Raw genomic sequence first — 23,561 nt, 5'->3', positions numbered from 1 at the left:
GAGACGGGTTAATTAAGGGAGCGAGGGTAATGCACATACACACAATCGAAGGCTATATTCAAAATATTTACTTAGTTGAATATCCCGACAAACTAATGCTACTCGATGGGTGTTGCCGCGCTGATGTCGACACCGTATTTAACTATATTACCGAACAACTCAACCGCCCTCTGACTGATTTAAAACTGATTGTTGTGACTCATATGCACCCCGATCATGCCGGTGGCGCCCATGCCCTAAGAAAACTAAGCGGTGCAAAAATTGCGACATCTAATGCACCGGGGCAATGGTATAAGGGCCTTGATGGTATTTTAATGCACTTGACCGATATCGCTCTTGCATGGTGGGTTGCAGGTCGGCTAAACAAAGAAAGACGCAACCTTTGGTATAGCCGATATCTAGATGCCGACTATTACTTAGCAACCGACTCTACCCTACCGAATTTTGATGACTGGCAAGCACTGCATACGCCAGGTCATACCGACCGCGATATTAGCCTGTACCATATTCCCACAGAGCGAATTTACATTGCCGACTTACTCGTAAAAGTGAAAGGGCAGCTTATGCCACCCTTTCCTGTGTTTTATCCTAAACTGTATTTAAACTCTTTATTAATGCTAAAAGCCCTTAAACCTCAACGCATTATGTTTGCGCACAGTAATGAAATGCATATTGATGACATCGATTTCGAACACATTTTAGCGCTGGTACCGAAAAAGCCGATGACACACTGGCGTTCTGTAAAGGCAAAAGCGCGACAAGCACTTAATCTAAAACGCTTTTCACAGTCTTAATAAAGTCATTTATATCATTGTCGTCATTATAAACATGGGCTGAGACCCTTAGCCCTAAATGACGTTCATCAACAGCGATATTAGCCTCATGCAACGCCGCTTTAACCGCCTGTTGTTGACGACCAAAATGCATGATTGCCGTGCCGGAGCATTTATCTGCTGCACTTGGCGAACGCATATATTCACTCAGCTCAGCATGCAACGTAGCAAGCATTGCTAAGTTATGGGCGCGTACTTTATCAATGCCTAAATCGGCAAAGTAGCGAATACTATGCGCAGCTAAAATACACGGTGCGACTGATGGCGTTCCTCCCCAAAAACGCAGTGCCGTATGATGATAAGTAAAATGCTTGATATCAAACTCAAATGGATTTTGATGAGAGAACCAACCAACATCTTTTGGCTGACACAATGCAAGTTGATGACGATTGACCCACAAATAAGCAGCACCAGGGCCTCCACACAACCACTTAACACTCGAGCCAAGCATAAAATCGGGGTCAAGTGCTGTTAAATCCACCTCTAATATACCTGCCGACTGAGCGATATCTATCAGGCTTAGCGTATTGGATTGCTTTGCAATTTGAATGATTTCAGCAATCGGAGCTTGCTGGCCAGTATTTGAATACACATGACTCACAAACACTAAATCGAACGCTTGCTTAGCCAAATATGATTGCCAAACCTGAACATCGGTTAAATCCTCATCAGCGCCAATAAACACAATTTCAGCGCATGCAGGGAGCGCTTTTTGCATCGCAAATCCCATGCTAGGAAAATCACTTTCAGCCATTAATACTGTGCAGTTTGTCTGTTGCAAACGCGGATGCGACATCACTAACTTTGTTAAGCCACTCGATAAATTCACTTGTGGGCAAAATAGCTCTGCATCCGAATTAAACAGCCGCGCTAAGCTTGATGTAAATGCCTCAACGCCGTGTAACCATTGCTGCCAAGGCTCTTTATTTTCATTTTGCCAAGCGGCAAAAAAATGCTCATGAAAATACGGCTCTGCCGATTTTAAAGCGCGGCCCACAGAATGATTTAATAAATAGCTTCCTGGGGCGAGTATAAAGTCATGTTTACGCATTACTTAATCCACTGTTTTAGCTTAGTTAAATCATCGTAGCGAGTACGGATATCGTCGCGTTTTGCTGCGGCTCGGCGATCACGTAATTGCTCAAGAGAGTTAAGCAACACATGTAACGGTGGCCCACTCGCCGTGACTTTATCCATATGTTGTTGCTGCATTCTTTGTGATGGCTGTGCAATGTACTTACTCACGAGTTGATTATGATGACCGATTGCTGTGTCACCATGCAATTTACAAACTTGAATAAATAACTTTAAGTTTGTTTGCAGCCATTCACTATCTCGTTCAGTTTCTGCGGCTAAAAAGTCATCCATGATACTCGTCATCCGCATGCTTTCACGCAATATTTGCTGATCTTCTGGCATCATGTATAAAAATTTATCCACCAGCATTTGCGAATAGCTTGGCTCGTTAGCAAAACAAAGTCCAAGCAACATATCAATCACATTAATGCCTGCAAAATCACCGGCATTTGCACCACGATAAACCTCTTTCCCTACGCGATAGGGTTTGTAATAAGGGCGCACACAGTAAAAGAAACGATCAGTATCGAGTTTGTTATACAGCGCATTATTTGACTCGATGACATCCAGTAATGCATGTTTGGCTACAGCCAATAAATCGGCGGCAATTGGGTGCGAAATTCCTAATGGTTGAATTTTTAGTAACGCATCTGCCGCACGTTTGTAAGCCAAAATTCCTTTGGTGTTGTAATCAACAAAGACTTTTTCATCTTCAAGATTTGTAAAGCGCTTATAAAGACCATCAACCGCTTTATTGTGGGTGGTTAAATGAGCAGTCGCAAAGCGTGGTGTAACACCAATAGATGCGCCAATGTGCATAGCAAGTGCCGACGCATCAACCAAGGGAGAAGTGGTTTCGCGTGAGGGTTCAGTAATTTCATGGCGACGACATGCAGCCATAAATAAGCCAACATTGCCTAATAAATCAAAGGCATTATCAAAACCTTCGTCGGTATTGCCTTCTGCTAATAAGGCACGAATATGCTCATTCCCTTCCTGCTCTAACTGGTGTTTAAGGTGTTCGCCAACGCCTTCTACATTCGCTTTATCGTCTTGTTGCCAATATAGTTTTTCTAGTTCGCTATTGATCTCAACAAATCGGGTACGCAGCCAGCTATCAAATGCCTTGGTGTTCTCAGTCACAGGCTTACTCCAAAATAAATATATTGCGATAATGTTAACAGAGTTCACTGAGTGCTAATCGCTAAAATATAAGCTAGAATTTGCGATAATTAGTGAAAATCACTCAAATAGAAATGAAACTAGACAAAAAAGACCAACAATTACTCAACGTACTACAAGATAATGCACGTACATCTGTGTCTGAGCTTGCTCAATCAGTCAGCCTCTCTGACACTCCTTGCCTGCGCCGAATTAAGAAGCTTGAATCAAGTAATGTGATTAGTGGTTATCATGCTGCAATTAACCCCAAAGCGGTTGACTTAAATGTCTCTGTTTATGCGTTTGTACGCTTAAATCAAAACTCGGTTGCTGCTGCAGAGCAGTTTGAACAGCAAGTGGAAAAGCTTGAACACGTACTGGAATGCTCGGTTATTTCAGGCAGCTATGATTATTTATTAAAAATAATTGCCGCTGACTTAGAAAGCTACGAAAGTTTTGTAAAACATAAATTAGGCAGTATCAATTGTATTGCCAATATCGAATCGACGGTGGTATTAAAGCAAGCATTCACTAAACGCCATTTACCTTTAGCGTGACGCTGCGTACTTGCAATACGACAATAACGCGATAAGCTGAATACTTAAAAGGACTCTTATACAATGAAATTCATCAACTTAGTTGCCTTTATTCTCATTCTTTTTGGACTCGGCAGCCCCCCATTACAGGCACAGCAAGAAACGTGTTTAACCCAACTGGAAGATGAAAATCTCATGATGAAAAGTAAGCGGGAAGGGCTTTTCAGAGAACCTCTTCCTCGCTCACACAGCACCTTTAGTTATAACACCGAGCAAGCGTATAGTGACTACCTTACAGCTGCTTACCTTGAAATTAGCAGCGAAAATCCCCGCGCAACACTGCCTTGCCCAGTCTATACCGACACCTATAAGCAACTCGTTGCGCAAGGATCACGCCCTGCAAATGCAACAGTAGCAGATTTAATCAGCCCTTTTGAGTTAACACAAAAACAGAGCCGTAAGGCAGTGCTATTAATCCATGGCTTAACCGACTCACCTTTTACCTACCATGATTTAGCTCAAGTGTATTATCAACAAGGTTATACGGTACGTACCCTGTTATTACCAGGGCACGGTACAGCACCAGGAGCACTCAAAGAGATTAATGCCGACGACTGGTACAAGGCGAGCACTTACGCTATTGAGCGCACGTTAAAAGATTTTGATCAGGTCATTTTAGGGGGGTATTCAACAGGTGCAGCAATGATCATTGATTATTTAACCCAAGGTCCCGTTGATAAACACATTATCGGCGCGATGCTGTTTTCACCCGCGACTGAGCCCCATAATAAAAATGGCTGGCTAGCCAAGTGGGTTGACGCGATACCCTTTATAAACTGGATAGATAAAGATGCCGATCTCGATTTTGCAAAATATGAGTCCTTTCCATTTAATGCCGCATCAGCCAGTTATGAAGCCATGAAGCGCATCAGCTTAGATAAACTAAAACACCGTTCACTACCTGATGTTGCTTTTTTTAGCACCTTTAGCGATGTTGATACCACGATTGATAATCAAGTAACGTTTAAATTATTAGCTAAGCTACACAATCCCAAAACTCATAAAAACAGCCAACTTAATCGCCTTGTTTATTACGGTGATGATAAAAATATACCCAATAGTTTTCCAGCCGATTACCTGATAATTAGCGATGACTGCGACACCGAAGACTGTAAAAATATTCAAGGCATGTCACATATTGGTATCGTTAATAAACCAAGCAATCCACACTATGGCCGCACTGCCCGCTATCGAAATTGTGGCAGTTATTTAGATGACGATACCCTATACAAAGCCTGTAAATATCAGCCTGAAATTGTTATTGGTGAGCGCACAGCAGAGAATTTAGCTAAGTATAAGCCATTTGCAAGACTCACCTTCAATCCATATTTCGATAAGCTCAGCTTACATATCACAGACTTTATTAAAGACGTTGAAAGGGCCTCTGAACAATGAGCCAATTTAGTCACCGTTGGTTTAATCAAATAACGGATATTGATACGACAATTTGGCAGCGTTTTTTTCATGATACCCCCTTTACCGATCATGCTTTTTTAGCTGCGCTTGAGCACAGTGGCTGCGTGAGTAAAAACACAGGTTGGCAACCAATGCACCTGGCAATTTACCAGCAAAAACATATCGTTGCTCTACTACCTGGGTATATAAAGTATCACTCTTACGGTGAATATGTGTTTGACTGGGCATGGGCAGAGGCGTATCAACAACATGGTTTAGATTACTACCCCAAATGGTTATCTGCCGTGCCTTTTACCCCCATTGAAGGTCAAAGACTGAGCATTAACCACCCCAATCCAGACAGTGTTTATAATTATTTAACGCATGTATTAACGAATACTGCGCACGATAGGCAATGGTCGGGCTGGCATATCAACTTTTGCCACCAGCAACAGGCTGAATCACTAAAAAGCGATGCTGTTATGCTACGTCAAGGCGTCCAGTTTCAATGGTTTAATCAAGCATACTCTCACTTTGATGATTTTTTAGACTCACTGACAGCACGCAAGCGAAAGTCGATAAAAAAAGAGCGTGCCAAAATCACTCAACAACACATAACCATCGAGTGGCGAGAAGGTAACACTATAAGCGCTCAGGACATGCAGCTCTTTAGCCACTTTTATAGCCAAACTTATATTAAACGCTCAGGTCACACAGGTTATTTAAATAATGCGTTTTTTCAACGACTACGAGATACAATGCCCACACAGTTAGTATTAATGCTTGCTAAACAGGCTGATGAAGTTATCGCTGCGACTTTAAGCTTTAAAGATAAACAGTGTCTGTATGGTCGCTACTGGGGCGCAAATGATGAAATCGACAGTCTGCATTTTGAGCTGTGTTATTACCAAGGGATTGAATACTGCATTGCCAATAAGCTAAAACAGTTTCACTCTGGAGCACAAGGTGAGCATAAGATAAGCCGAGGGTTTCAGCCTGTTTACACTTACTCAGTACACCATATTCAACAGCCTGATTTTGCTGCGGCTATCAACGATTTTATCGCCAGAGAGCGCCAACACATGGCACTCTATAAAGCACAGTGCGATACCCTACTGCCGTTTAAACAGCAGTAATTGGTTGTTAGCTGGCATTTGTACATCTTCAACAAACGTTAAGCCTGCCTGCTCTGCAAGTTGGCAAATAGCTTCAAAATCACGTATTGCACTGTTTGCATCTTGTTGCTTTAAAAAGGTATCAAATTCAGCGTTACTGGCACTTGTATAATTGCCTTGGTATTTAAATGGCCCATAAATACATAACTTTCCTTGGTGGGCTAAATGCTTTTCAACCCCTTGAAAGAAACGCTCAACCAGCGGCCAGCTAATAATATGCAGTGTATTGGCGGTATAGATTGCGTTCACGCTATCAACAGGCCAAGCATGCTGTAAATCTAGTGACAAAGGGGCATGCAAGTTAGCTAACGATGCTTCCTGATGCCATTGTAAAATACCTAAGTGATTCACCTCACGATCGCTGCATAGCCACTGCAAATGCGTTAAATGCTTGGCAAAGTGCACACTATGTTGCCCTGTACCTGAGCCAATTTCGAGTACATTTTCTACATCGGCAAAAAAGTCTTTTAATACGTGAAGAATGGGTGATTTGTTATTTTCACAGGCTTGAGAGAATGGTTTTTCCATACCAGTTTTTGCACCATGTTTGGTAATTAATGCACAACAGTAAAGCAAAAATCCACAATAATGTCGCGCTCTATTGCATTAAAAATAATTTAAATTCATTTAATTCAAAGGATTATATTTTATAACCATGATTGGTATAGCTTATGCAAATTCAGTAATGAGTAAACCAATAGGAGCAATATAATGTATATCTCACCTTACACTGCTGTCGATGCAGCCATTGCCGCGAGCGAGCGTGCAGAAAGCGAAAAAGCCGCCTTAACAAGTTGTGATGACAGAGCAACCGTGATTGACCTTCTTTCTCAATGCAATAAAGAAAATGTACAGGCGCCGAAAAAACATGAAACAGACCAGATTTTTATTCTTGGTTATAATTAGACCTCTGCAGTTAATCTATTCAGTCTTAACACCGTTATATAAGACTTGCACTAAAACCGATTAGCTGTAATGATAATGGTTATCATTACAGCTAATCGGTTTTCTTATGTACTCTCACAATGCTATGCTCAATTATCAGCGGCAAATGAAATGTGTTTGTCAAAGACCGGGGCTTCATGCTCCAGCGTTGGTTGCGGGCTATATTGAAGCGGGATTAAACATCGCACGCTATTACGAAAAACATCAAAGCTTTATTTTACAAGAATTGTATTTAAGGCGTACGTTTCATGAACTACTTGAGAAAATGTGCGATTCTTTAGTTCACAATGCTATTCGTAAGCAATGTTTAGCTCAACTCTACAAACCGCAGCTCGCGTTAAAGCGTTACTACAAAACTCATAACTGTATTGAAAAATATTTTTGCTTAGAGCGAGAAGCCTGCTTTCTAAGTCAAGAGTTTAACCCTATTTAGGAGTGTTTATGAGCAAATTTAGAACCGAATCAGATAGTATGGGTGAGCTACACGTTCCCGTAAATGCCTTGTATCAAGCTCAAACTCAACGTGCTATCAACAACTTTAAAATTAGCGGCTTGACCATGCCGAAGCAATTTATTACTGCCCTTGCCTACATTAAGCAAGCAGCGGCGCAGAGTAATGCAGCGCTAGGACATTTGAGCCAAGTAAAAGCGAATGCGATTGAACAAGCCTGCCAAGCCATCATTGATGGTAAGCACTTTTCGCAGTTTCCTGTCGATGTATTCCAAACCGGCTCCGGCACCAGCTCGAACATGAATGCTAACGAGGTTATTGCCACACTGGCAACGACCCTTGCTAATGAGCCAGTACACCCGAATGATGACGTCAACATGGGGCAAAGTTCTAATGATGTGATCCCCACGGCAATTGCCGTCAGCAGCGCAATTAATATTATTTACGAGTTATTTCCTAAACTAGACAAGCTGAGCCAACGCTTACAGAGTAAACAAGCTGAAGTGGGTCATATTATTAAAACGGGGCGTACTCACCTAATGGATGCAATGCCCGTCAGTTTTGCGCAAACACTCTCAGCATGGCAATGCCAAATCGATAACGCAATGACAGGCATACGCCAATCACTTGAGCGTGTTTGCGAGCTGGCTCAAGGAGGCACCGCGGTTGGCACTGGTATCAATGCAGACCCTGCATTTTCTGCTACTTTTTGCCAACACCTAAGCGAAAACGTAGGTATCCGTTTCAGTCCAAGTAAAAACTTTTTTTACAACATTGGCTCACAAGATGCCATTGTTTCATTATCTGGACAGCTCAAGGTCTTAGCTGTGGCGCAAATGAAAATAGCCAATGACTTACGCTGGATGAACTCAGGTCCGCTTGCTGGTCTAGGTGAAATTGAATTAGAAGCTTTACAGCCCGGTTCATCGATCATGCCTGGTAAAGTGAATCCTGTGATCCCAGAAGCTGCCGCCATGGTCAGTGCGCAAGTCATTGGTAACGATGCCACTATTACAGTAGCAGGTCAGGCAGGTAATTTTGAGCTTAACGTGATGTTACCCGTGATTGCATTAAACATACTGCAAAGCATTGAGCTGTTGGCAAATAGTACTGAGGCACTTGCCGATAAAGCCATTGCCAGTTTCAGTGTTAATCAAGACAATGTTGATAAAGCATTAGCTAAAAACCCTATTTTAGTCACCGCACTTAATCCGGTGATCGGCTATACGAAAGCCGCTAAAATTGCCAAACTGGCCTATCAAGAAGGTCGCCCTATTATTGATGTTGCCGCTGAGCATACTGACATTTCACGCGAAGAATTGAATACATTGCTCAACCCTGCAAAGCTTACAAAAGGTGGCTTATAGCAATTAAACCTGTACACAATGTAGCTCTGTAATGACAGAGCTACTTACTGAAAGACAACGTTTTTATTGCCCCTCTGAGTGCAAAGTGTATGATAGTGAGTACTTATTCAACGATTTATAGGTCCATTATGCGCTTTTCACTTTTAGCTGTATTATTTCCCGCGCTACTTACCGCGTGCTCTGATGCAGCAACAACCAAACAAACCGAATTACAAGCAACAACCAGTAAACTTGAAAATGCACCTCAAGCAGTTGAAATCAGCAAGTCGGCACCCGAAAAAACAACAATTACTGCTGCCCATCAACAGCTCAAACAACTTATTCAAGACCCAAGCTGCGATAACAGTAGCCAGTGTAAAGTACTTCCTGTTGGTAGCCGTGCATGCGGTGGCCCAAGCAGCTATGTTGTGTATTCAACTAAAACAGCCAATAGCAGTGAAGTTGAGAAAATAGCCCAAAAAATCACGAGCCTTGAAAGCCAATACAATGCTGCCAATGACGTTATGAGTATTTGTCAGCATCTAACGGCACCAGGCACACAGTGTTCTGCAAATACTTGTGTTAAAATCGATGGCTCAGCGGCAAGTGTATACTAAGGAATAAGCAATAATGGTTCGTTCATCGACTTTCAATAAACTTTTCATCACCACAACGATGTTGGCAGCGCTTGCATTAACAGGCTGTGAGAGCACCTCTGTTGGCGGCTCTACAGGTGTTGATTTAAGTGATTTAAATGAACAACTGGACGAGATCGTAAGTAACAATAGTTGCAGTGCAAGCTTCCAGTGTAAGGTGTTAGAAGTAGGTGAGCGCGCATGTGGTGGCCCAAGCCGCTATGTGGTTTATTCAACGCTAAACACCCCACAAGAGCAAGCCGAGCAGCTGGCTGAGCAGATCACTTCATTAGAAAAAGATTCAGAACAACCGTTAAGTGTTAACGACTGCTCGCCAGTTTTGCCTGTACAATCTTTGTGTATTTCAGAGCAATGCCAAGCAATCGAAATTAAGTAAATAATGTCATAAGGCCGGATACAATCACCACACTGATGATACACACTCCGGCCTTATAGATGTAGTGCACATGCATCGTGTTGTGCACCCAGTAAGCATAAATGTAACGCACAAAGTAACTTGCGGCGGTGCCAAATAATGCAAAAATAACTAAATACGCAATTAAAATAATATCCACAACACGCCACTTCTTTAAAACATCTCCCCCTCAGTGTAAGGGCTTAATGTCACAAAGGCAAAACTACACCCCTTATTTACGTTGGCTGTGGGCAATCAATAGCTCTGCAACTCGCTGCTTTACCGCACGTTTATCATCTGCATCAACACCAAAACGCGCAGCTAACAGAGCAATTTCCTCGTCATTTAAATTAAACGATAAGCGTTGTCTGGTTTTTTTAGACTTAACGTCGAGCTCAAGAATTTTCCGAATCATATCTGATGGGGTCAGTTCTTGATCAATTGCTTGCTTTTTAATTGATTTTTGTACTTCACTGCTTAGATCAAACGCCATTTGCGTGGCACGAACCGCTTGCTCCTGACGCTGCCATTTTGCTTTTGCATCACTCACTTGGCATCCCCAGGAAATAAATCAACAATATCACTAATCGGGCGTGTTAACGTGAGTGATACCTCGGTTTCACCACCTTCCCAAATTTCTATGTTCAAGCCATAACTCTCGTCATCCGAGCTTAAACAAATCATTTCGCATGGTTCACCGCCTTCATCTTCGTAGCGAGGTAATGGTTTATTGCGATAATCTTTATTATGGAAATAACATACATAAGGCGCTTCAGTTTGCTTGTAGCTCTTAGCTAAAAAGTGGCTAAAACGTTCAGGGGTGTTTTGCACGCTAATTGTGGTTAACTCATCTTCATCGAAGATACGTGCAAACTCATCAAGCGTAAATATTTCATCTACATCATCGCGTTGAATTTTAATCGCGAAGTTTGCCCATTGCTCACCATCATCAGATTCAATTTGCAAGAACACCACTTGGCCCGATTCACTCTCAAGAACGAGCTCATACTCAGCACTGCGTTGGTACTGATACGTTTGTACATCAATAACACGTAATGTCTGCCCCTTTAACCAGTTTGGATAAGCAAACGAATCAATCACGCTCAGCATATCACCTACTTGTAATTGGCTAGGTTCAGTTAATTGGCGCTCTGGGGCTTTTTTAGATTTGAAAAAGTTAAACATTGGCTGACTCCTTGTTGAAGCAAAAAAGGTAACCCTGTGCATGGGTTACCTTTTGTCTTTCCGCTAATAAAATTAGCTGTTTTGCTTAGCTTTAATGCGCGCCAAAATGTCTGCACTTTTAGGGTTAGTATCACCAATACCCGCTTCAGCCATTTTCGCTTTTAAATCATCGCCATTCGTATCCGCTTCTAACTGCTTAGCTGCGCCAAGCTGATCTTGACGGTCTTGTTGGCGCTGTTTAATGCGCTCTAATGACTCACGCGCAGATGTCATTGATGAGCTGTTTGTATTCAGTGTGCTGTTTACTGCCATCGTTGCTTGTTGCACGCTTTCAGTTGTCTTAACCATCGTTAATTGACGTTGGTTCTCTTTAATCGACTTTTCAGCTTCTTTTACTTGCTGTTTTAGTGTCACAATATGATTACTAAAACCAGCTAACACGCCTTCATGCTCTGCTTTTTCTGTTTCAAAGTCACCGATTTTCTCAGCAATCTCAAGCGCTAATGCTTCATTGCCTTTTTCAAGCGCTTGGCCTGCATAGGCTTCATGTTCAGCAATAGAGGCATCTAACGCACTAATTTTGCGCTTTGTTTGCATCTCTTTTGCCATCACTTCTGTTAGGCTTTTTTTAGCACGTTGTAACGCGTTTTGTGCATCAGCAATTTCTTGTTCGAAGATACGGATACCGTTTGCATCAACAATCGCTTGCCCTGCTTCACGAGCGCCACCACGTACAGCTGTAAATAGTTTCTTTAAAATACTCATAATCTTAACTCCGGAAATTGCTAATTAATCGTTTAAATAAATCGTCACGGCTTCAAGTGCATCAATCGCATTATCAGCGAGTGTTACCAGCTCATGGGTAATATCATCAAACGATGAATTAACCGACAGTGCACCAAAAATAGCGTACTTATCATCAATCTTTGCAAATGCGCTTAATGGAATAGGCACGTTCAAACGTAATAAGGTTTCGTTTAACTCATCACGCATATCTGCTTTTACTTCGTCCTCTGCAAACAAGTAGCTAATACACAGTAGCTGCTCCTCGGTTTGCGTAACAAAGATAGGTAACTCATCATTCCCATCGACGATAACTTGCAATACATCTTGTTCGCCTGGGTTGGCAATCAAGAAAGACTCAAAGCTCACACCTTCTGTTTCAAAAGAAGCCAGTTTGATTGATAGTTCATTTAATTCCATGTCTCACCTTTTTACGTTTTGACATATTATGTCTGAGTTAAGATTTGCATAGCCGACATATTATGTCAACTATAAAATATCAATTTTTGTACAATTCGGTTTCAACTTGCCACGCTTGACGATAATAATCATACAGAGTTCCAGAACCTAATCTATTGACTTCAATTGTATTTACTTGTTCAAAATAATGATTCGGAAAAACAAAAGATGCCAATAAATACTCTTTACTTACCCAGCGAGAAGGTACTGGTAATTTGTCTGTTTCGCGAATTCGGCTACTCGCAGGCTTGCCTGTGGTGGTAGCAATAGTCCATCCCCATTGGCCAAATGAAGGGATATTTTGCTGGTATTGCTCTACGTAATTAAAACCGGCAGCCCTGACTGTTTTGGCAATGCTTAAGAACGCCTTTTTGGCGTGATAAGGAGACGTTGACTGCACTGCCATTGCACCATCTGGGGCTAATAACTGACGAACATGATTATAGAAATAATCACTGTACAATTTGTTTAAGTCAGGATGATTAGGGTCTGGTAAGTCAATTAAAATGGTGTCGAAACGCTCTCCTTTCGCAAGCATAGCTTCAACTTCCAAAAAGGCATCTGCAATACGGATTTGTGCTCGAGGATCGCTCATCGAGTGATTATTCAGCTCAATTAAGCGTTTTCTGATAGTCTCTGGCGCATCATAGTCGCCCACATCATTACCAAATAAGTTTAACAGCTGACCATCTAAGTCAACCAAGGTGACATGCTTTACTGGCCACTTTAAAACATCGCGAAGCGCCAACCCATCACCGCCGCCTATAATTAACACACGGTCATGGCGATTTGAAGCTAGCATCGCAGGATACACCAGCATCGAATGATAAATTTGCTCATCAACGCTTGAAAATTGCAAACGACCATTGAGGTATAAATCTGTGATCGCAGTTGGCTGATTGCGACTCAAACGCTCGGTTAACACCAAGTGCTGATACTTAGTTGCTTGCGAGTAGATGACTTTATCTTTATATAAAACGTTACTAAGATTTTTCATCCAGCTCGTACCAAGCACTAACACAAAAGCGAAAAATACTAATAGCAACACGTGACACATTAATAACACCTTCGCAAAACGCACGTGTTGATGGTAACGCCATAAAAAGATCAGCCCGGCAATAATATTAAACAATGCCGTCCAAGCAGCAGCCTGCATGATTGGCATTGCCAGCATAATACTCACCCAAATTGCAGCACCGACCCCAGCGCCAATATAATCAGCACCGTAAATCGTACCCGCGTTATTCTCTAAAAAACGGCCATAAACTTGCTGACGAATACGTGCTATTAACGGGATTTCCATACCGATTAAAAGCCCAAGCAACAGACCAAACACATAAGGTAAAAAACGCGACCACTCTTGTAGCTTTTCAAATACATAGCCATCCAGTACGGTATCTGCTGGTAAGTTAAAGATGCTAGAGAAGAGATGAGGCAATGAATAACTAACAGCTATCACACTGGCAATTGCTAAAATACACCCCATACCGACTAAGGCAATGATACTTTCAAGCCATGCAAATGCAGTAAATGCGTCTTTAAACCAACGCGCTAAAAATGCCCCGATCCCCATTGCCACGATCATTGTGCCTATCATGGCATAAATGGCGCTCTCAACAGAGCCAAGAACGCGCCCTGCATAATGCGATAGTAGATATTCATAAATTAGGCCGCACCCAGCGAGTACGGCCATCACAGTAATTAATAAAAAATCATGCCCAAGTAGAGAGGCTCTACTTGGCGAAGCCGCTGTATGTGACACTTAATTAAGCACCTAACAACGTGGCCATGGTAGAGCCTATAGCAAATGATACCGCAGCAGAAATTGCCGCTACACCGACATTCTTCTGGCGATTAACTTCATCAGAAATATCACACCCTGCTAAAATGATTTTAATCGTTAGTAAGTGCAATAAAATAAAGGCTACGATACTTAGCGCGGCACTCAACGCCCAATACCCTAAGCTTGCTCCAATATTATCAGCAGCGTACGGGGCTATGCCTGATGCTGCTGTAAGCGCTAATGCACTGCCCACTAAGAAGCCTGCATAACGAATTCCCACTGCTAAATTACCGTCAATCACCGCTTGCTGTAAGCAATCACCACTGCGATTTGTACGTTTGAACAGCTGAACTCGGTATTGGCTCACCAACAACATGGCGATACTGCCAATCACAAATGCGGCTATTACTATCGGAAGACCATGCCACCCCTCAGTAGCAACCCAAAATAAAGCTGAACGAATAACAATGGCAACACTAACAACGTGTCCAAAATCAATAAGTGCAGCTGTTGCATTACCTTTGACGATTTCGTCATGCAAACTCACTTTACGCAGCGCCACTTTATCTTGGAAGAAATGACCAAGCTTAATGAGCGCAATCGCCATTACACCATAGCCCAGCATTTGTAGTGCTTCTTGTTGTAAACTGACTGCAAATGCACCACTGCTCACACCGCTAAGTACAATGGCTAACGCAACAAGCCCTGCTGCAAAACTAATACCAAACGCAAAATTGTCACGTTCCGTAATCTCATCATTGGCATGTAGATTAGATACCCAGCCTTTAATAAACTTTAAGCTTACAAATAAGGCGATAATGATTGCAAAGTCGATTGCTAAAGCTTGCAATGACCACGTTGTTATTCCATTAAATTCATACATGTGTTGTAACTCCGATGGTTATTCTTTTCACTACTTACCGCGGCTAATGCCACGTGATGTTCTGCTCGAGCTGTTGCGTAATGACCCGGAGCTTTTACTGTAACTACTACTAGAAGCGTAGCTACTACGTGTGCGTGGCGGCGTATAGCTGCTACGGCTTAACCCTGATGCACCGCTTCGCTTGGTTGCATACGGGCTAGTGAATTGTTTACCTTGACGTTGATAAGACTGGCGTGTTCGTGTCTCAACAGTTTGTTGTGCCTTAATTTGTTTAGGGCTCGAATAACGATAACGGCCATAGTCATTGTAATAGCTGTATTTTCTGTTGCGGCTCCAACGACCATATTCAACACGATCAAACACATCACCGAGCATGCGATACATACCATACCAAACCCAAAAGCTAGTGCCGCTACTATTGGTTTGCCATTGGCCGTAATTAGGGTTGCCAACAAGCTGATTTCCTACGCTTTCACCTTCTGCAGCCTCACTAATTGCCCCAACACGCGCAAGCGCACCGTTTGACATATCGGCGAGCATATTTATTGGGTCAGTTAAAGCGTCTTGGAATAAAGACGGTTTTGCGGCGTCACGAATTAAATCAAGTTGATGAAGGGTGTCTTCATAAGGCGGAATTAAGCTCGTTGCTTTGACATCCGCTAAACGCTGTTTAAGCCCACTGTAAATAGCACCTTCTCGGGTTGCATCAAGGCTAATAACACGCGCAATTTCAGAAAGTTGTGGTTGCTGCTCCGTGAGGACCTTTGCATACTGTTTAAGTAAAGTCGCATTACGAAGAGAGCCATTATCAAGCGCAGTACCCAACTGATTTAACTCTACTTCAGCTTTTTCTATGGATTGTTGTATTGTTTGTTTCAGCTGCTCTTCCTTCGACTCACAGCCCATAAGCAAGCTTACCAAACAAAACAGGCTAATAAGTTTCCAAGCTTTTATTTGAGACATTCATGTCACCTGATTGTGGTTAAAAACCCAATTAGTTTTACATAGCTCAGGTACTAAACCAAGATGAAAATTGCAACAAAGGGTAAATAGGGTGGTAATTCGTCAGGCAGCTTGCCAAGTGAAGACTCAATATTAATAGATGAGAATGAATGCTTGATAAAGTAGGCCTATTTTAAAGATTTGAGCCCACGACTCCATTCACTTTTGATTTGTACATCGTGATTAAACATCTGATTATAAAGCGTAGGAACGGCTTTAGCCGTGAATGTCAGGGGTGTTGTATGAAGGGCATATCAGACACTTTCGGCACTAAAGTACCTCCTACGTCTCTTCATCTTGCGCTGATGCGTCTTTTATCTCTGTATGCAATCTCAGTATGATACTGGACGATTTATACCATTCCGCATAAAGGTTAAATCAACTTTATCCATTCCCGATTACACATCTTCATCACTCGCTCCGGTATTGAAATAAAGTGATTCCATGCTTTTGAAACTTCATCAACAATTTCGTCATAACCCGAAAACACTCTATTGGATAAACAGTGTTGTCGTATCCAGCTCCATACTTGCTCTATTGGGTTTAACTCTGGTGAATAAGGAGGGAGCTTTATTAGCGTGAGGTTGTTAAATTCTGCGGCTGTATCGTATGTGTGCCAGCCTGCGCCATCTATTATCACGACAGCATGTCTGCCAACTGGTGTAGCTTGTGATATCTGACTCAGGTGCTGCGTCATTGCTTCTTTATTGACGAATGGGCTTACTAGCGCTTCTGTTTGGCCTGTGGCAGGACATACCGCACCAAATAAATATCCATAGTCAAACTGCTGTTGTTTTACTATCCGTGGCCGAGTGCCTGTTTCAGCCCAAATGCGCGTAGTCGGATTTTGCTGGCCAAATCGTGCTTCGTCCTGAAACCATACGTCGATACGGTCAAGTGGAAGGTGTCCGGGTGTGTGAAGGATCGTTTCCAGTTGGAAGTTTTTTAAAAGCTTCTTGGCTTTTTAATGAGTGTTTAGGGTGTTTCGAACGGCTTGTGATCCAACTAAAGCCAAGCTGCTTGAGTATTTTATAAGTATGATTTAAGTGATAATGAACACCAAATTCAGTGCTAATGTAATGCACAATGTCTTCACCGGTAAGCCGGCCACCTTGAAGTTCTGTGTTCGTGCGTTTTATAAATTCAGACAGTTGCTCAAGTTGTGACTGTTGTAATCTAGATGGACGCCCTTGTATAGGCTTATTGTCTAAGCCATACAGCCCCTGTTCTAGGTAACTAGAAACCCATTTATTAACACTACTTCGTGCTATGTTAAGACGTTTTGCAATATCAGTTCTGCTATTCCCCTCATAAAATAATGACACTGCGAGTAATCGTATGCGTTTTCGTGCATTTGGTTCTTTTCGTGAAAGCGCTAAAAGCTGTTCAGCTATGTTTTGGTTCAATGTTATTAACCGGTGATTTTATATAGCCTATATTAGATCAGATATTTAAGCGGAATGGTATTAGCCCTGAACGCAAAAAACCCGCTGCATTGCTGCAACGGGTTTCTCTAATTAGGAGCCATGGTGCGCTACGCAGTAGGATGTCCTACTTTCACATGGTCAATGCCACACGATGCTTACAAAGATATAGGTCGTAGGGGTCTTGGTTGGGTATTTTATTTTTCTACAGGCAACAAAAAACCCGCTGCATTGCTGCAACGGGTTTCTTTAATTAGGAGCCTGGCGATGTCCTACTTTCACATGGCAAATGCCACACTATCATCGGCGCTGTTTCGTTTCACTACTGAGTTCGGCATGGAATCAGGTGGGTCCAAAACGCTATTGTCACCAAGCATATTCTGGTCGTTAATCGCATTCGCAATTAACTAAAATCTGGAAATCTGATAATCGTAAAATCTACTTTAGTATACTAACTTCTGTCTGTTACGCTGTCATAAAACGCGTTTGGCGTTGTATGGTTAAGCCTCACGGGTAATTAGTACAGGTTAGCTTAATGGCTCACACCACTTCCACATCCTGCCTATCAACGTTGTAGTCTTCAACGGCCCTTCAGAGACTTTAAAAGTCTAGTGAGAACTCATCTCGAGGCCTGCTTCGCGCTTAGATGCTTTCAGCGCTTATCAGTTCCGAACGTAGCTACCGGGCAATGCCATTGGCATGACAACCCGAACACCAGCGGTTCGTTCACTCCGGTCCTCTCGTACTAGGAGCAACCCCTCTCAATTCTCAAACGCCCACGGCAGATAGGGACCGAACTGTCTCACGACGTTCTAAACCCAGCTCGCGTACCACTTTAAATGGCGAACAGCCATACCCTTGGGACCGACTTCAGCCCCAGGATGTGATGAGCCGACATCGAGGTGCCAAACACCGCCGTCGATATGAACTCTTGGGCGGTATCAGCCTGTTATCCCCGGAGTACCTTTTATCCGTTGAGCGATGGCCCTTCCATTCAGAACCACCGGATCACTATGACCTACTTTCGTACCTGCTCGACGTGTCTGTCTCGCAGTTAAGCTGGCTTCTACCATTACACTAACCGTACGATGTCCGACCGTACTTAGCCAACCTTCGTGCTCCTCCGTTACTCTTTGGGAGGAGACCGCCCCAGTCAAACTACCCACCAGGCACTGTCCGTAACCCCGATTAGGGGCCAACGTTAGAACATCAAAACTACAAGGGTGGTATTTCAAGGACGGCTCCACAAAGACTAGCGTCTCTGCTTCAAAGCCTCCCACCTATCCTACACATGTAGGTTCAATGTTCAGTGCCAAGCTGTAGTAAAGGTTCACGGGGTCTTTCCGTCTAGCCGCGGGTACACAGCATCTTCACTGCGATTTCAATTTCACTGAGTCTCGGGTGGAGACAGCGTGGCCATGGTTACACCATTCGTGCAGGTCGGAACTTACCCGACAAGGAATTTCGCTACCTTAGGACCGTTATAGTTACGGCCGCCGTTTACCGGGGCTTCGATCAAGAGCTTCGTCCGAAAACTAACCCCATCAATTAACCTTCCGGCACCGGGCAGGTGTCACACCGTATACGTCATCTTGCGATTTTGCACAGTGCTGTGTTTTTAATAAACAGTCCCAGCCACCTGGTCACTGCGGCTCCAATCAGCTTAAAGAGCAAGTCTCATCACCAATCGGAGCGTACCTTCTCCCGAAGTTACGGTACGATTTTGCCTAGTTCCTTCACCCGAGTTCTCTCAAGCGCCTTAGTATTCTCTACCTGACCACCTGTGTCGGTTTGGGGTACGATTCGGTATAATCTGAAGCTTAGAGGCTTTTCCTGGAAGTATGGCATCAACAACTTCACCACCTTAGTGGCTCGTCTCGTGTCTCAGTCTTAAGAGTCCGGATTTTCCTAAACTCTCAACCTACTCACTTTCACATGGACAACCAACGCCATGCTTGCTTAGCCTGCTCCGTCCCCCCATCGCAATTATACCAAGTACGGGAATATTAACCCGTTTCCCATCGACTACGCCTTTCGGCCTCGCCTTAGGGGTCGACTTACCCTACCCTGATTAACATGGGATAGGAACCCTTGGTCTTCCGGCGTGCGGGTTTTTCACCCGCATTATCGTTACTCATGTCAGCATTCGCACTTCTGATACCTCCAGCAACCCTCCCGGGTCACCTTCAACGGCTTACAGAACGCTCCCCTACCACTCAAAATAAATTTTGAATCCGCAGCTTCGGTGCATAGTTTAGCCCCGTTACATCTTCCGCGCAGACCGACTCGACCAGTGAGCTATTACGCTTTCTTTAAAGGGTGGCTGCTTCTAAGCCAACCTCCTGGCTGTCTGGGCCTTTCCACATCGTTTCCCACTTAACTATGACTTTGGGACCTTAGCTGGCGGTCTGGGTTGTTTCCCTCTTCACGACGGACGTTAGCACCCGCCGTGTGTCTCCCGGATAGTACTTTACGGTATTCGGAGTTTGCAAAGGGTTGGTAAGTCGGGATGACCCCCTAGCCTTAACAGTGCTCTACCCCCGTAAGTATTCGTCCGAGGCTCTACCTAAATAGATTTCGGGGAGAACCAGCTATCTCCCGGTTTGATTAGCCTTTCACTCCTAGCCACAGGTCATCCCCTAACTTTTCAACGTTAGTGGGTTCGGTCCTCCAGTTGATGTTACTCAACCTTCAACCTGCCCATGGCTAGATCACCGGGTTTCGGGTCTATACCTTGCAACTCAACGCCCAGTTAAGACTCGGTTTCCCTACGGCTACCCTAATCGGTTAACCTCGCTACAAAATATAAGTCGCTGACCCATTATACAAAAGGTACGCAGTCACCCAACAAGTGGGCTCCTACTGCTTGTACGTACACGGTTTCAGGTTCTATTTCACTCCCCTCACAGGGGTTCTTTTCGCCTTTCCCTCACGGTACTGGTTCACTATCGGTCAGTTGGGAGTATTTAGCCTTAGATGATGGTCCACCTATATTCAGTCAAAGTTTCACGTGCTCCGACCTACTCGATTTCACTTAAGATGCATTTTCGTGTACGGGACTATCACCCTGTATCGTCATACTTTCCAGAATGTTCCACTAACACATAATAAGCTTAAGGGCTGGTCCGGTTTCGCTCGCCGCTACTTCCGGAATCTCGGTTGATTTCTGTTCCTACGGGTACTTAGATGTTTCAGTTCTCCGCGTTCGCCTCTTACACCTATGTATTCAGTGTAAGATACCTGCAAGCAGGTGGGTTTCCCCATTCGGAAATCCTAGTCTCAAGTGCTTTTTACTAGCTTGACTAGGCTTATCGCAAGTTAATACGTCCTTCATCGCCTCCAACTGCCAAGGCATCCACCGTGTACGCTTAGTCACTTAACCATACAACCCAAACGGGTCTTTGTTAGTGACAGCTGTTAACTTCGCCAGAAGTTAATTCATCAAATAATGATGAGAATACTAAAGTAGATACCGATTAATTTTTCAATTAATTGGCATATTTTTACTTTTGAAAACTCTTGATAAATAACAATTGTCATTCATCAGAATTTTATTATCAGCTTTCCAAATTTTTAAAGAGCAAGAGAATTAACTTCTCAAAATTAAACACACTCTATTCTCAAGCAGTTTATTACCTGATAAGAATGTTTATTTTTAAGGAGTAAAAGTGGTGGAGCTAAGCAGGATCGAACTGCTGACCTCCTGCGTGCAAGGCAGGCGCTCTCCCAGCTGAGCTATAGCCCCACATATGCTGGTACTTACTGTTTCCACTTCATGGAAGTGGTGGGTCTGAGTAGATTTGAACTACCGACCTCACCCTTATCAGGGGTGCGCTCTAACCAACTGAGCTACAGACCCAAACAATAAGCATTGTTTCTCTAACTAACAATCATCTGTGTGGACACTACGAACAAATAAGTTCTAAATCGTATAAGGAGGTGATCCAGCCCCAGGTTCCCCTAGGGCTACCTTGTTACGACTTCACCCCAGTCATGAATCACTCCGTGGTGAACGTCCTCCCGAAGGTTAGACTATCCACTTCTGGAGCAACCCACTCCCATGGTGTGACGGGCGGTGTGTACAAGGCCCGGGAACGTATTCACCGCGTCATTCTGATACGCGATTACTAGCGATTCCGACTTCATGGAGTCGAGTTGCAGACTCCAATCCGGACTACGACGCACTTTAAGTGATTCGCTTACCCTCGCAGGTTCGCAGCACTCTGTATGCGCCATTGTAGCACGTGTGTAGCCCTACACGTAAGGGCCATGATGACTTGACGTCGTCCCCACCTTCCTCCGGTTTATCACCGGCAGTCTCCTTAGAGTTCCCGACCGAATCGCTGGCAACTAAGGATAGGGGTTGCGCTCGTTGCGGGACTTAACCCAACATCTCACAACACGAGCTGACGACAGCCATGCAGCACCTGTATCAGAGCTCCCGAAGGCACCAAACCATCTCTGGTAAGTTCTCTGTATGTCAAGTGTAGGTAAGGTTCTTCGCGTTGCATCGAATTAAACCACATGCTCCACCGCTTGTGCGGGCCCCCGTCAATTCATTTGAGTTTTAACCTTGCGGCCGTACTCCCCAGGCGGTCTACTTAATGCGTTAGCTTTGAAAAACAGTTCCGAGGAACCGAGCTTCTAGTAGACATCGTTTACGGCGTGGACTACCAGGGTATCTAATCCTGTTTGCTCCCCACGCTTTCGTACATGAGCGTCAGTGTTGACCCAGGTGGCTGCCTTCGCCATCGGTATTCCTTCAGATCTCTACGCATTTCACCGCTACACCTGAAATTCTACCACCCTCTATCACACTCTAGTTTGCCAGTTCGAAATGCAGTTCCCAGGTTGAGCCCGGGGCTTTCACATCTCGCTTAACAAACCGCCTGCGTACGCTTTACGCCCAGTAATTCCGATTAACGCTCGCACCCTCCGTATTACCGCGGCTGCTGGCACGGAGTTAGCCGGTGCTTCTTCTGTAAGTAACGTCACAGCTGAATGCTATTAACATCCAACCTTTCCTCCTTACTGAAAGTGCTTTACAACCCGAAGGCCTTCTTCACACACGCGGCATGGCTGCATCAGGCTTGCGCCCATTGTGCAATATTCCCCACTGCTGCCTCCCGTAGGAGTCTGGGCCGTGTCTCAGTCCCAGTGTGGCTGATCATCCTCTCAAACCAGCTAGGGATCGTCGCCTTGGTGAGCCATTACCTCACCAACTAGCTAATCCCACTTGGGCTGATCTTATGGCGCGAGGCCCGAAGGTCCCCCGCTTTGGTCCGAAGACATTATGCGGTATTAGCAGTCGTTTCCAACTGTTGTCCCCCACCATAAGGTACATTCCCAAGCATTACTCACCCGTCCGCCGCTCGTCAGCAGAGTAGCAAGCTACTCTCTGTTACCGCTCGACTTGCATGTGTTAGGCCTGCCGCCAGCGTTCAATCTGAGCCATGATCAAACTCTTCAATTAAAAGTTTTTTCTGTCCTTCCCATAAGGGAGCGGACATGCTCAATGAATTCTGAATTTATTTAACATCTTTCGATATTGAATTGACTGTGCTGAAATAAGTAAACTTATTTCCGTTGGTCACTCAGTTTAAATTGAGACTCTAAATTTGTTTGTCTTACTACCTAAGTAGCTCGACTGTTAGAACTCAATCTGTACGAGTGCCCACACAGATGATTGCTTTATATTGTTAAAGAACAGTGCGACTTCGTCGCTAGGGATGCGTATAATACATCCTTATTTTTTAGAGTCAACACTTAATTTTAAACTTTCTTTTGAAGATTTAAAACCGAAGTTTTACTTAACTCTCTGCTACGTTGCTCAGCGTCTTTCGTTGCTGTCTCCCGTCTCAGTGGGGTCGCATTATAGGGAGATGGATTTTTTACGCAAGCACTTTTTCAATAAAATTTAAAAAAACGCACTGTTCGCTCAGCTTTTGAGCTAAACGCCCTAAAACTGAGTGTTTAACAATCAACTTTAGCGCCTTTTAGTGAATTTTCTTAC

General features: G+C 43.7%; 21 protein-coding genes, 2 tRNA genes and 3 rRNA genes. 9 read left to right on the top strand and 17 right to left on the bottom strand.

What is annotated here, in order from left to right; translation table 11 throughout:
• Nucleotides 1-29: 29 nt before the first annotated feature.
• The gene (locus tag GZH31_RS00305; protein WP_075594404.1) at nt 30-794 is read left to right on the top strand and encodes an MBL fold metallo-hydrolase; all 765 of its coding nucleotides are present in this window, start codon (nt 30-32) and stop codon (nt 792-794) included.
• Here the strand turns inward: GZH31_RS00305 and GZH31_RS00300 are convergent.
• Both GZH31_RS00300 and GZH31_RS00295 read right to left on the bottom strand, forming a co-directional pair.
• Nucleotides 766-1,884 (bottom strand): aminotransferase class V-fold PLP-dependent enzyme, encoded by a 1,119-nt coding sequence (locus GZH31_RS00300; RefSeq protein ID WP_180311274.1) that lies wholly within the window; start codon nt 1,882-1,884, stop codon nt 766-768. The two genes, GZH31_RS00305 and GZH31_RS00300, sit on opposite strands and share 29 nt — an antisense overlap.
• Nucleotides 1,884-3,053, bottom strand: a complete 1,170-nt coding sequence (locus GZH31_RS00295; protein ID WP_180311273.1) for a monodechloroaminopyrrolnitrin synthase PrnB family protein — start codon at nt 3,051-3,053, stop codon at nt 1,884-1,886. Before GZH31_RS00295 ends, GZH31_RS00300 begins: the two co-directional genes overlap by 1 nt.
• 113 nt (nt 3,054-3,166) lie before the next feature.
• On the opposite strand from GZH31_RS00295, the gene GZH31_RS00290 reads away from it, so the two are divergent.
• The 3 genes from GZH31_RS00290 (at nt 3,167) to GZH31_RS00280 (ending at nt 6,198) form a co-directional block, all read left to right on the top strand.
• A complete protein-coding gene (locus GZH31_RS00290; protein WP_180311611.1) occupies nt 3,167-3,628 on the top strand; it encodes an Lrp/AsnC family transcriptional regulator in 462 nt (153 codons plus the stop codon).
• A gap of 63 nt (nt 3,629-3,691) precedes the next feature.
• The gene (locus GZH31_RS00285) at nt 3,692-5,062 is read left to right on the top strand and encodes a carboxylesterase (protein WP_180311272.1); all 1,371 of its coding nucleotides are present in this window, start codon (nt 3,692-3,694) and stop codon (nt 5,060-5,062) included.
• Nucleotides 5,059-6,198, top strand: a complete 1,140-nt coding sequence (locus GZH31_RS00280; protein ID WP_180311271.1) for a GNAT family N-acetyltransferase — start codon at nt 5,059-5,061, stop codon at nt 6,196-6,198. Before GZH31_RS00285 ends, GZH31_RS00280 begins: the two co-directional genes overlap by 4 nt.
• Here the strand turns inward: GZH31_RS00280 and GZH31_RS00275 are convergent.
• The gene (locus tag GZH31_RS00275; protein ID WP_065978864.1) at nt 6,175-6,765 is read right to left on the bottom strand and encodes a DUF938 domain-containing protein; all 591 of its coding nucleotides are present in this window, start codon (nt 6,763-6,765) and stop codon (nt 6,175-6,177) included. The genes GZH31_RS00280 and GZH31_RS00275 overlap by 24 nt on opposite strands.
• 183 nt (nt 6,766-6,948) lie before the next feature.
• Between GZH31_RS00275 and GZH31_RS00270 the strand changes: the two genes are divergently transcribed.
• The 5 genes from GZH31_RS00270 to GZH31_RS00250 all read left to right on the top strand — a co-directional run bounded on the left by GZH31_RS00270 (nt 6,949) and on the right by GZH31_RS00250 (nt 10,011).
• Entirely contained in the window at nt 6,949-7,143 is a 195-nt protein-coding gene (locus tag GZH31_RS00270) for a hypothetical protein (RefSeq protein WP_036974335.1), read from the top strand.
• A 145-nt stretch (nt 7,144-7,288) separates the two neighbouring features.
• On the top strand, nt 7,289-7,615 hold the full coding sequence (locus tag GZH31_RS00265) for a hypothetical protein (protein ID WP_180311270.1): 327 nt from the start codon (nt 7,289-7,291) through the stop codon (nt 7,613-7,615).
• Between the two features lie 8 nt (nt 7,616-7,623).
• The gene (locus GZH31_RS00260; RefSeq protein WP_180311269.1) at nt 7,624-9,000 is read left to right on the top strand and encodes a lyase family protein; all 1,377 of its coding nucleotides are present in this window, start codon (nt 7,624-7,626) and stop codon (nt 8,998-9,000) included.
• A gap of 128 nt (nt 9,001-9,128) precedes the next feature.
• Entirely contained in the window at nt 9,129-9,596 is a 468-nt protein-coding gene (locus GZH31_RS00255) for a hypothetical protein (protein ID WP_036974330.1), read from the top strand.
• A 13-nt stretch (nt 9,597-9,609) separates the two neighbouring features.
• Nucleotides 9,610-10,011: a hypothetical protein gene (locus GZH31_RS00250; protein WP_036974328.1), complete on the top strand. Its 402-nt coding sequence runs from the start codon at nt 9,610-9,612 to the stop codon at nt 10,009-10,011.
• Here GZH31_RS00250 and GZH31_RS00245 read toward each other — a convergent pair.
• The 14 genes from GZH31_RS00245 to GZH31_RS00180 form a co-directional block, all read right to left on the bottom strand.
• A complete protein-coding gene (locus GZH31_RS00245; RefSeq protein WP_036974327.1) occupies nt 10,004-10,189 on the bottom strand; it encodes a hypothetical protein in 186 nt (61 codons plus the stop codon). The genes GZH31_RS00250 and GZH31_RS00245 overlap by 8 nt on opposite strands.
• Nucleotides 10,190-10,261: 72 nt before the next feature.
• Nucleotides 10,262-10,579, bottom strand: coding sequence for a hypothetical protein (locus GZH31_RS00240; RefSeq protein WP_036974326.1), 318 nt, complete (start codon nt 10,577-10,579; stop codon nt 10,262-10,264).
• Nucleotides 10,576-11,214: a hypothetical protein gene (locus GZH31_RS00235; RefSeq protein ID WP_036974324.1), complete on the bottom strand. Its 639-nt coding sequence runs from the start codon at nt 11,212-11,214 to the stop codon at nt 10,576-10,578. Before GZH31_RS00235 ends, GZH31_RS00240 begins: the two co-directional genes overlap by 4 nt.
• A gap of 72 nt (nt 11,215-11,286) precedes the next feature.
• A complete protein-coding gene (locus tag GZH31_RS00230) occupies nt 11,287-11,979 on the bottom strand; it encodes a PspA/IM30 family protein (protein ID WP_036974322.1) in 693 nt (230 codons plus the stop codon).
• Between the two features lie 24 nt (nt 11,980-12,003).
• Complete coding sequence (locus GZH31_RS00225; RefSeq protein WP_036974320.1) at nt 12,004-12,417, bottom strand: YjfI family protein; 414 nt, start codon at nt 12,415-12,417, stop codon at nt 12,004-12,006.
• A gap of 79 nt (nt 12,418-12,496) precedes the next feature.
• Entirely contained in the window at nt 12,497-14,218 is a 1,722-nt protein-coding gene (locus GZH31_RS00220; RefSeq protein ID WP_036974318.1) for a polyamine aminopropyltransferase, read from the bottom strand.
• 4 nt (nt 14,219-14,222) lie between these two features.
• Complete coding sequence (locus GZH31_RS00215) at nt 14,223-15,122, bottom strand: DUF350 domain-containing protein (protein WP_075594411.1); 900 nt, start codon at nt 15,120-15,122, stop codon at nt 14,223-14,225.
• 30 nt (nt 15,123-15,152) lie between these two features.
• Nucleotides 15,153-16,085, bottom strand: coding sequence for a hypothetical protein (locus GZH31_RS00210; RefSeq protein ID WP_036974313.1), 933 nt, complete (start codon nt 16,083-16,085; stop codon nt 15,153-15,155).
• Between the two features lie 412 nt (nt 16,086-16,497).
• A protein-coding gene (locus GZH31_RS00205; RefSeq protein WP_374027195.1) for an IS630 family transposase occupies nt 16,498-17,518 on the bottom strand; the annotation gives its coding sequence in 2 pieces (ribosomal slippage) (nt 16,498-17,064 and nt 17,066-17,518; 1,020 coding nt in all).
• Nucleotides 17,519-17,807: 289 nt separating this feature from the next.
• A 5S ribosomal RNA gene (gene rrf / locus GZH31_RS00200) occupies nt 17,808-17,922 on the bottom strand.
• A gap of 122 nt (nt 17,923-18,044) precedes the next feature.
• Nucleotides 18,045-20,930 (bottom strand): 23S ribosomal RNA (locus tag GZH31_RS00195).
• 287 nt (nt 20,931-21,217) lie between these two features.
• Nucleotides 21,218-21,293 (bottom strand) — tRNA-Ala (locus GZH31_RS00190).
• A gap of 37 nt (nt 21,294-21,330) precedes the next feature.
• Nucleotides 21,331-21,407: transfer RNA gene (locus GZH31_RS00185), tRNA-Ile, on the bottom strand.
• Between the two features lie 73 nt (nt 21,408-21,480).
• A 16S ribosomal RNA gene (locus GZH31_RS00180) occupies nt 21,481-23,021 on the bottom strand.
• The 16S, 23S and 5S rRNA genes sit together here with 2 tRNA genes alongside, the layout of an rRNA operon.
• Nucleotides 23,022-23,561 lie beyond the last annotated feature (540 nt).

Source organism: Pseudoalteromonas sp. JSTW (assembly GCF_013423925.1).
Taxonomy (GTDB): domain Bacteria; phylum Pseudomonadota; class Gammaproteobacteria; order Enterobacterales; family Alteromonadaceae; genus Pseudoalteromonas; species Pseudoalteromonas lipolytica.
This window is presented reverse-complemented; position numbering and strand designations above follow the sequence as displayed.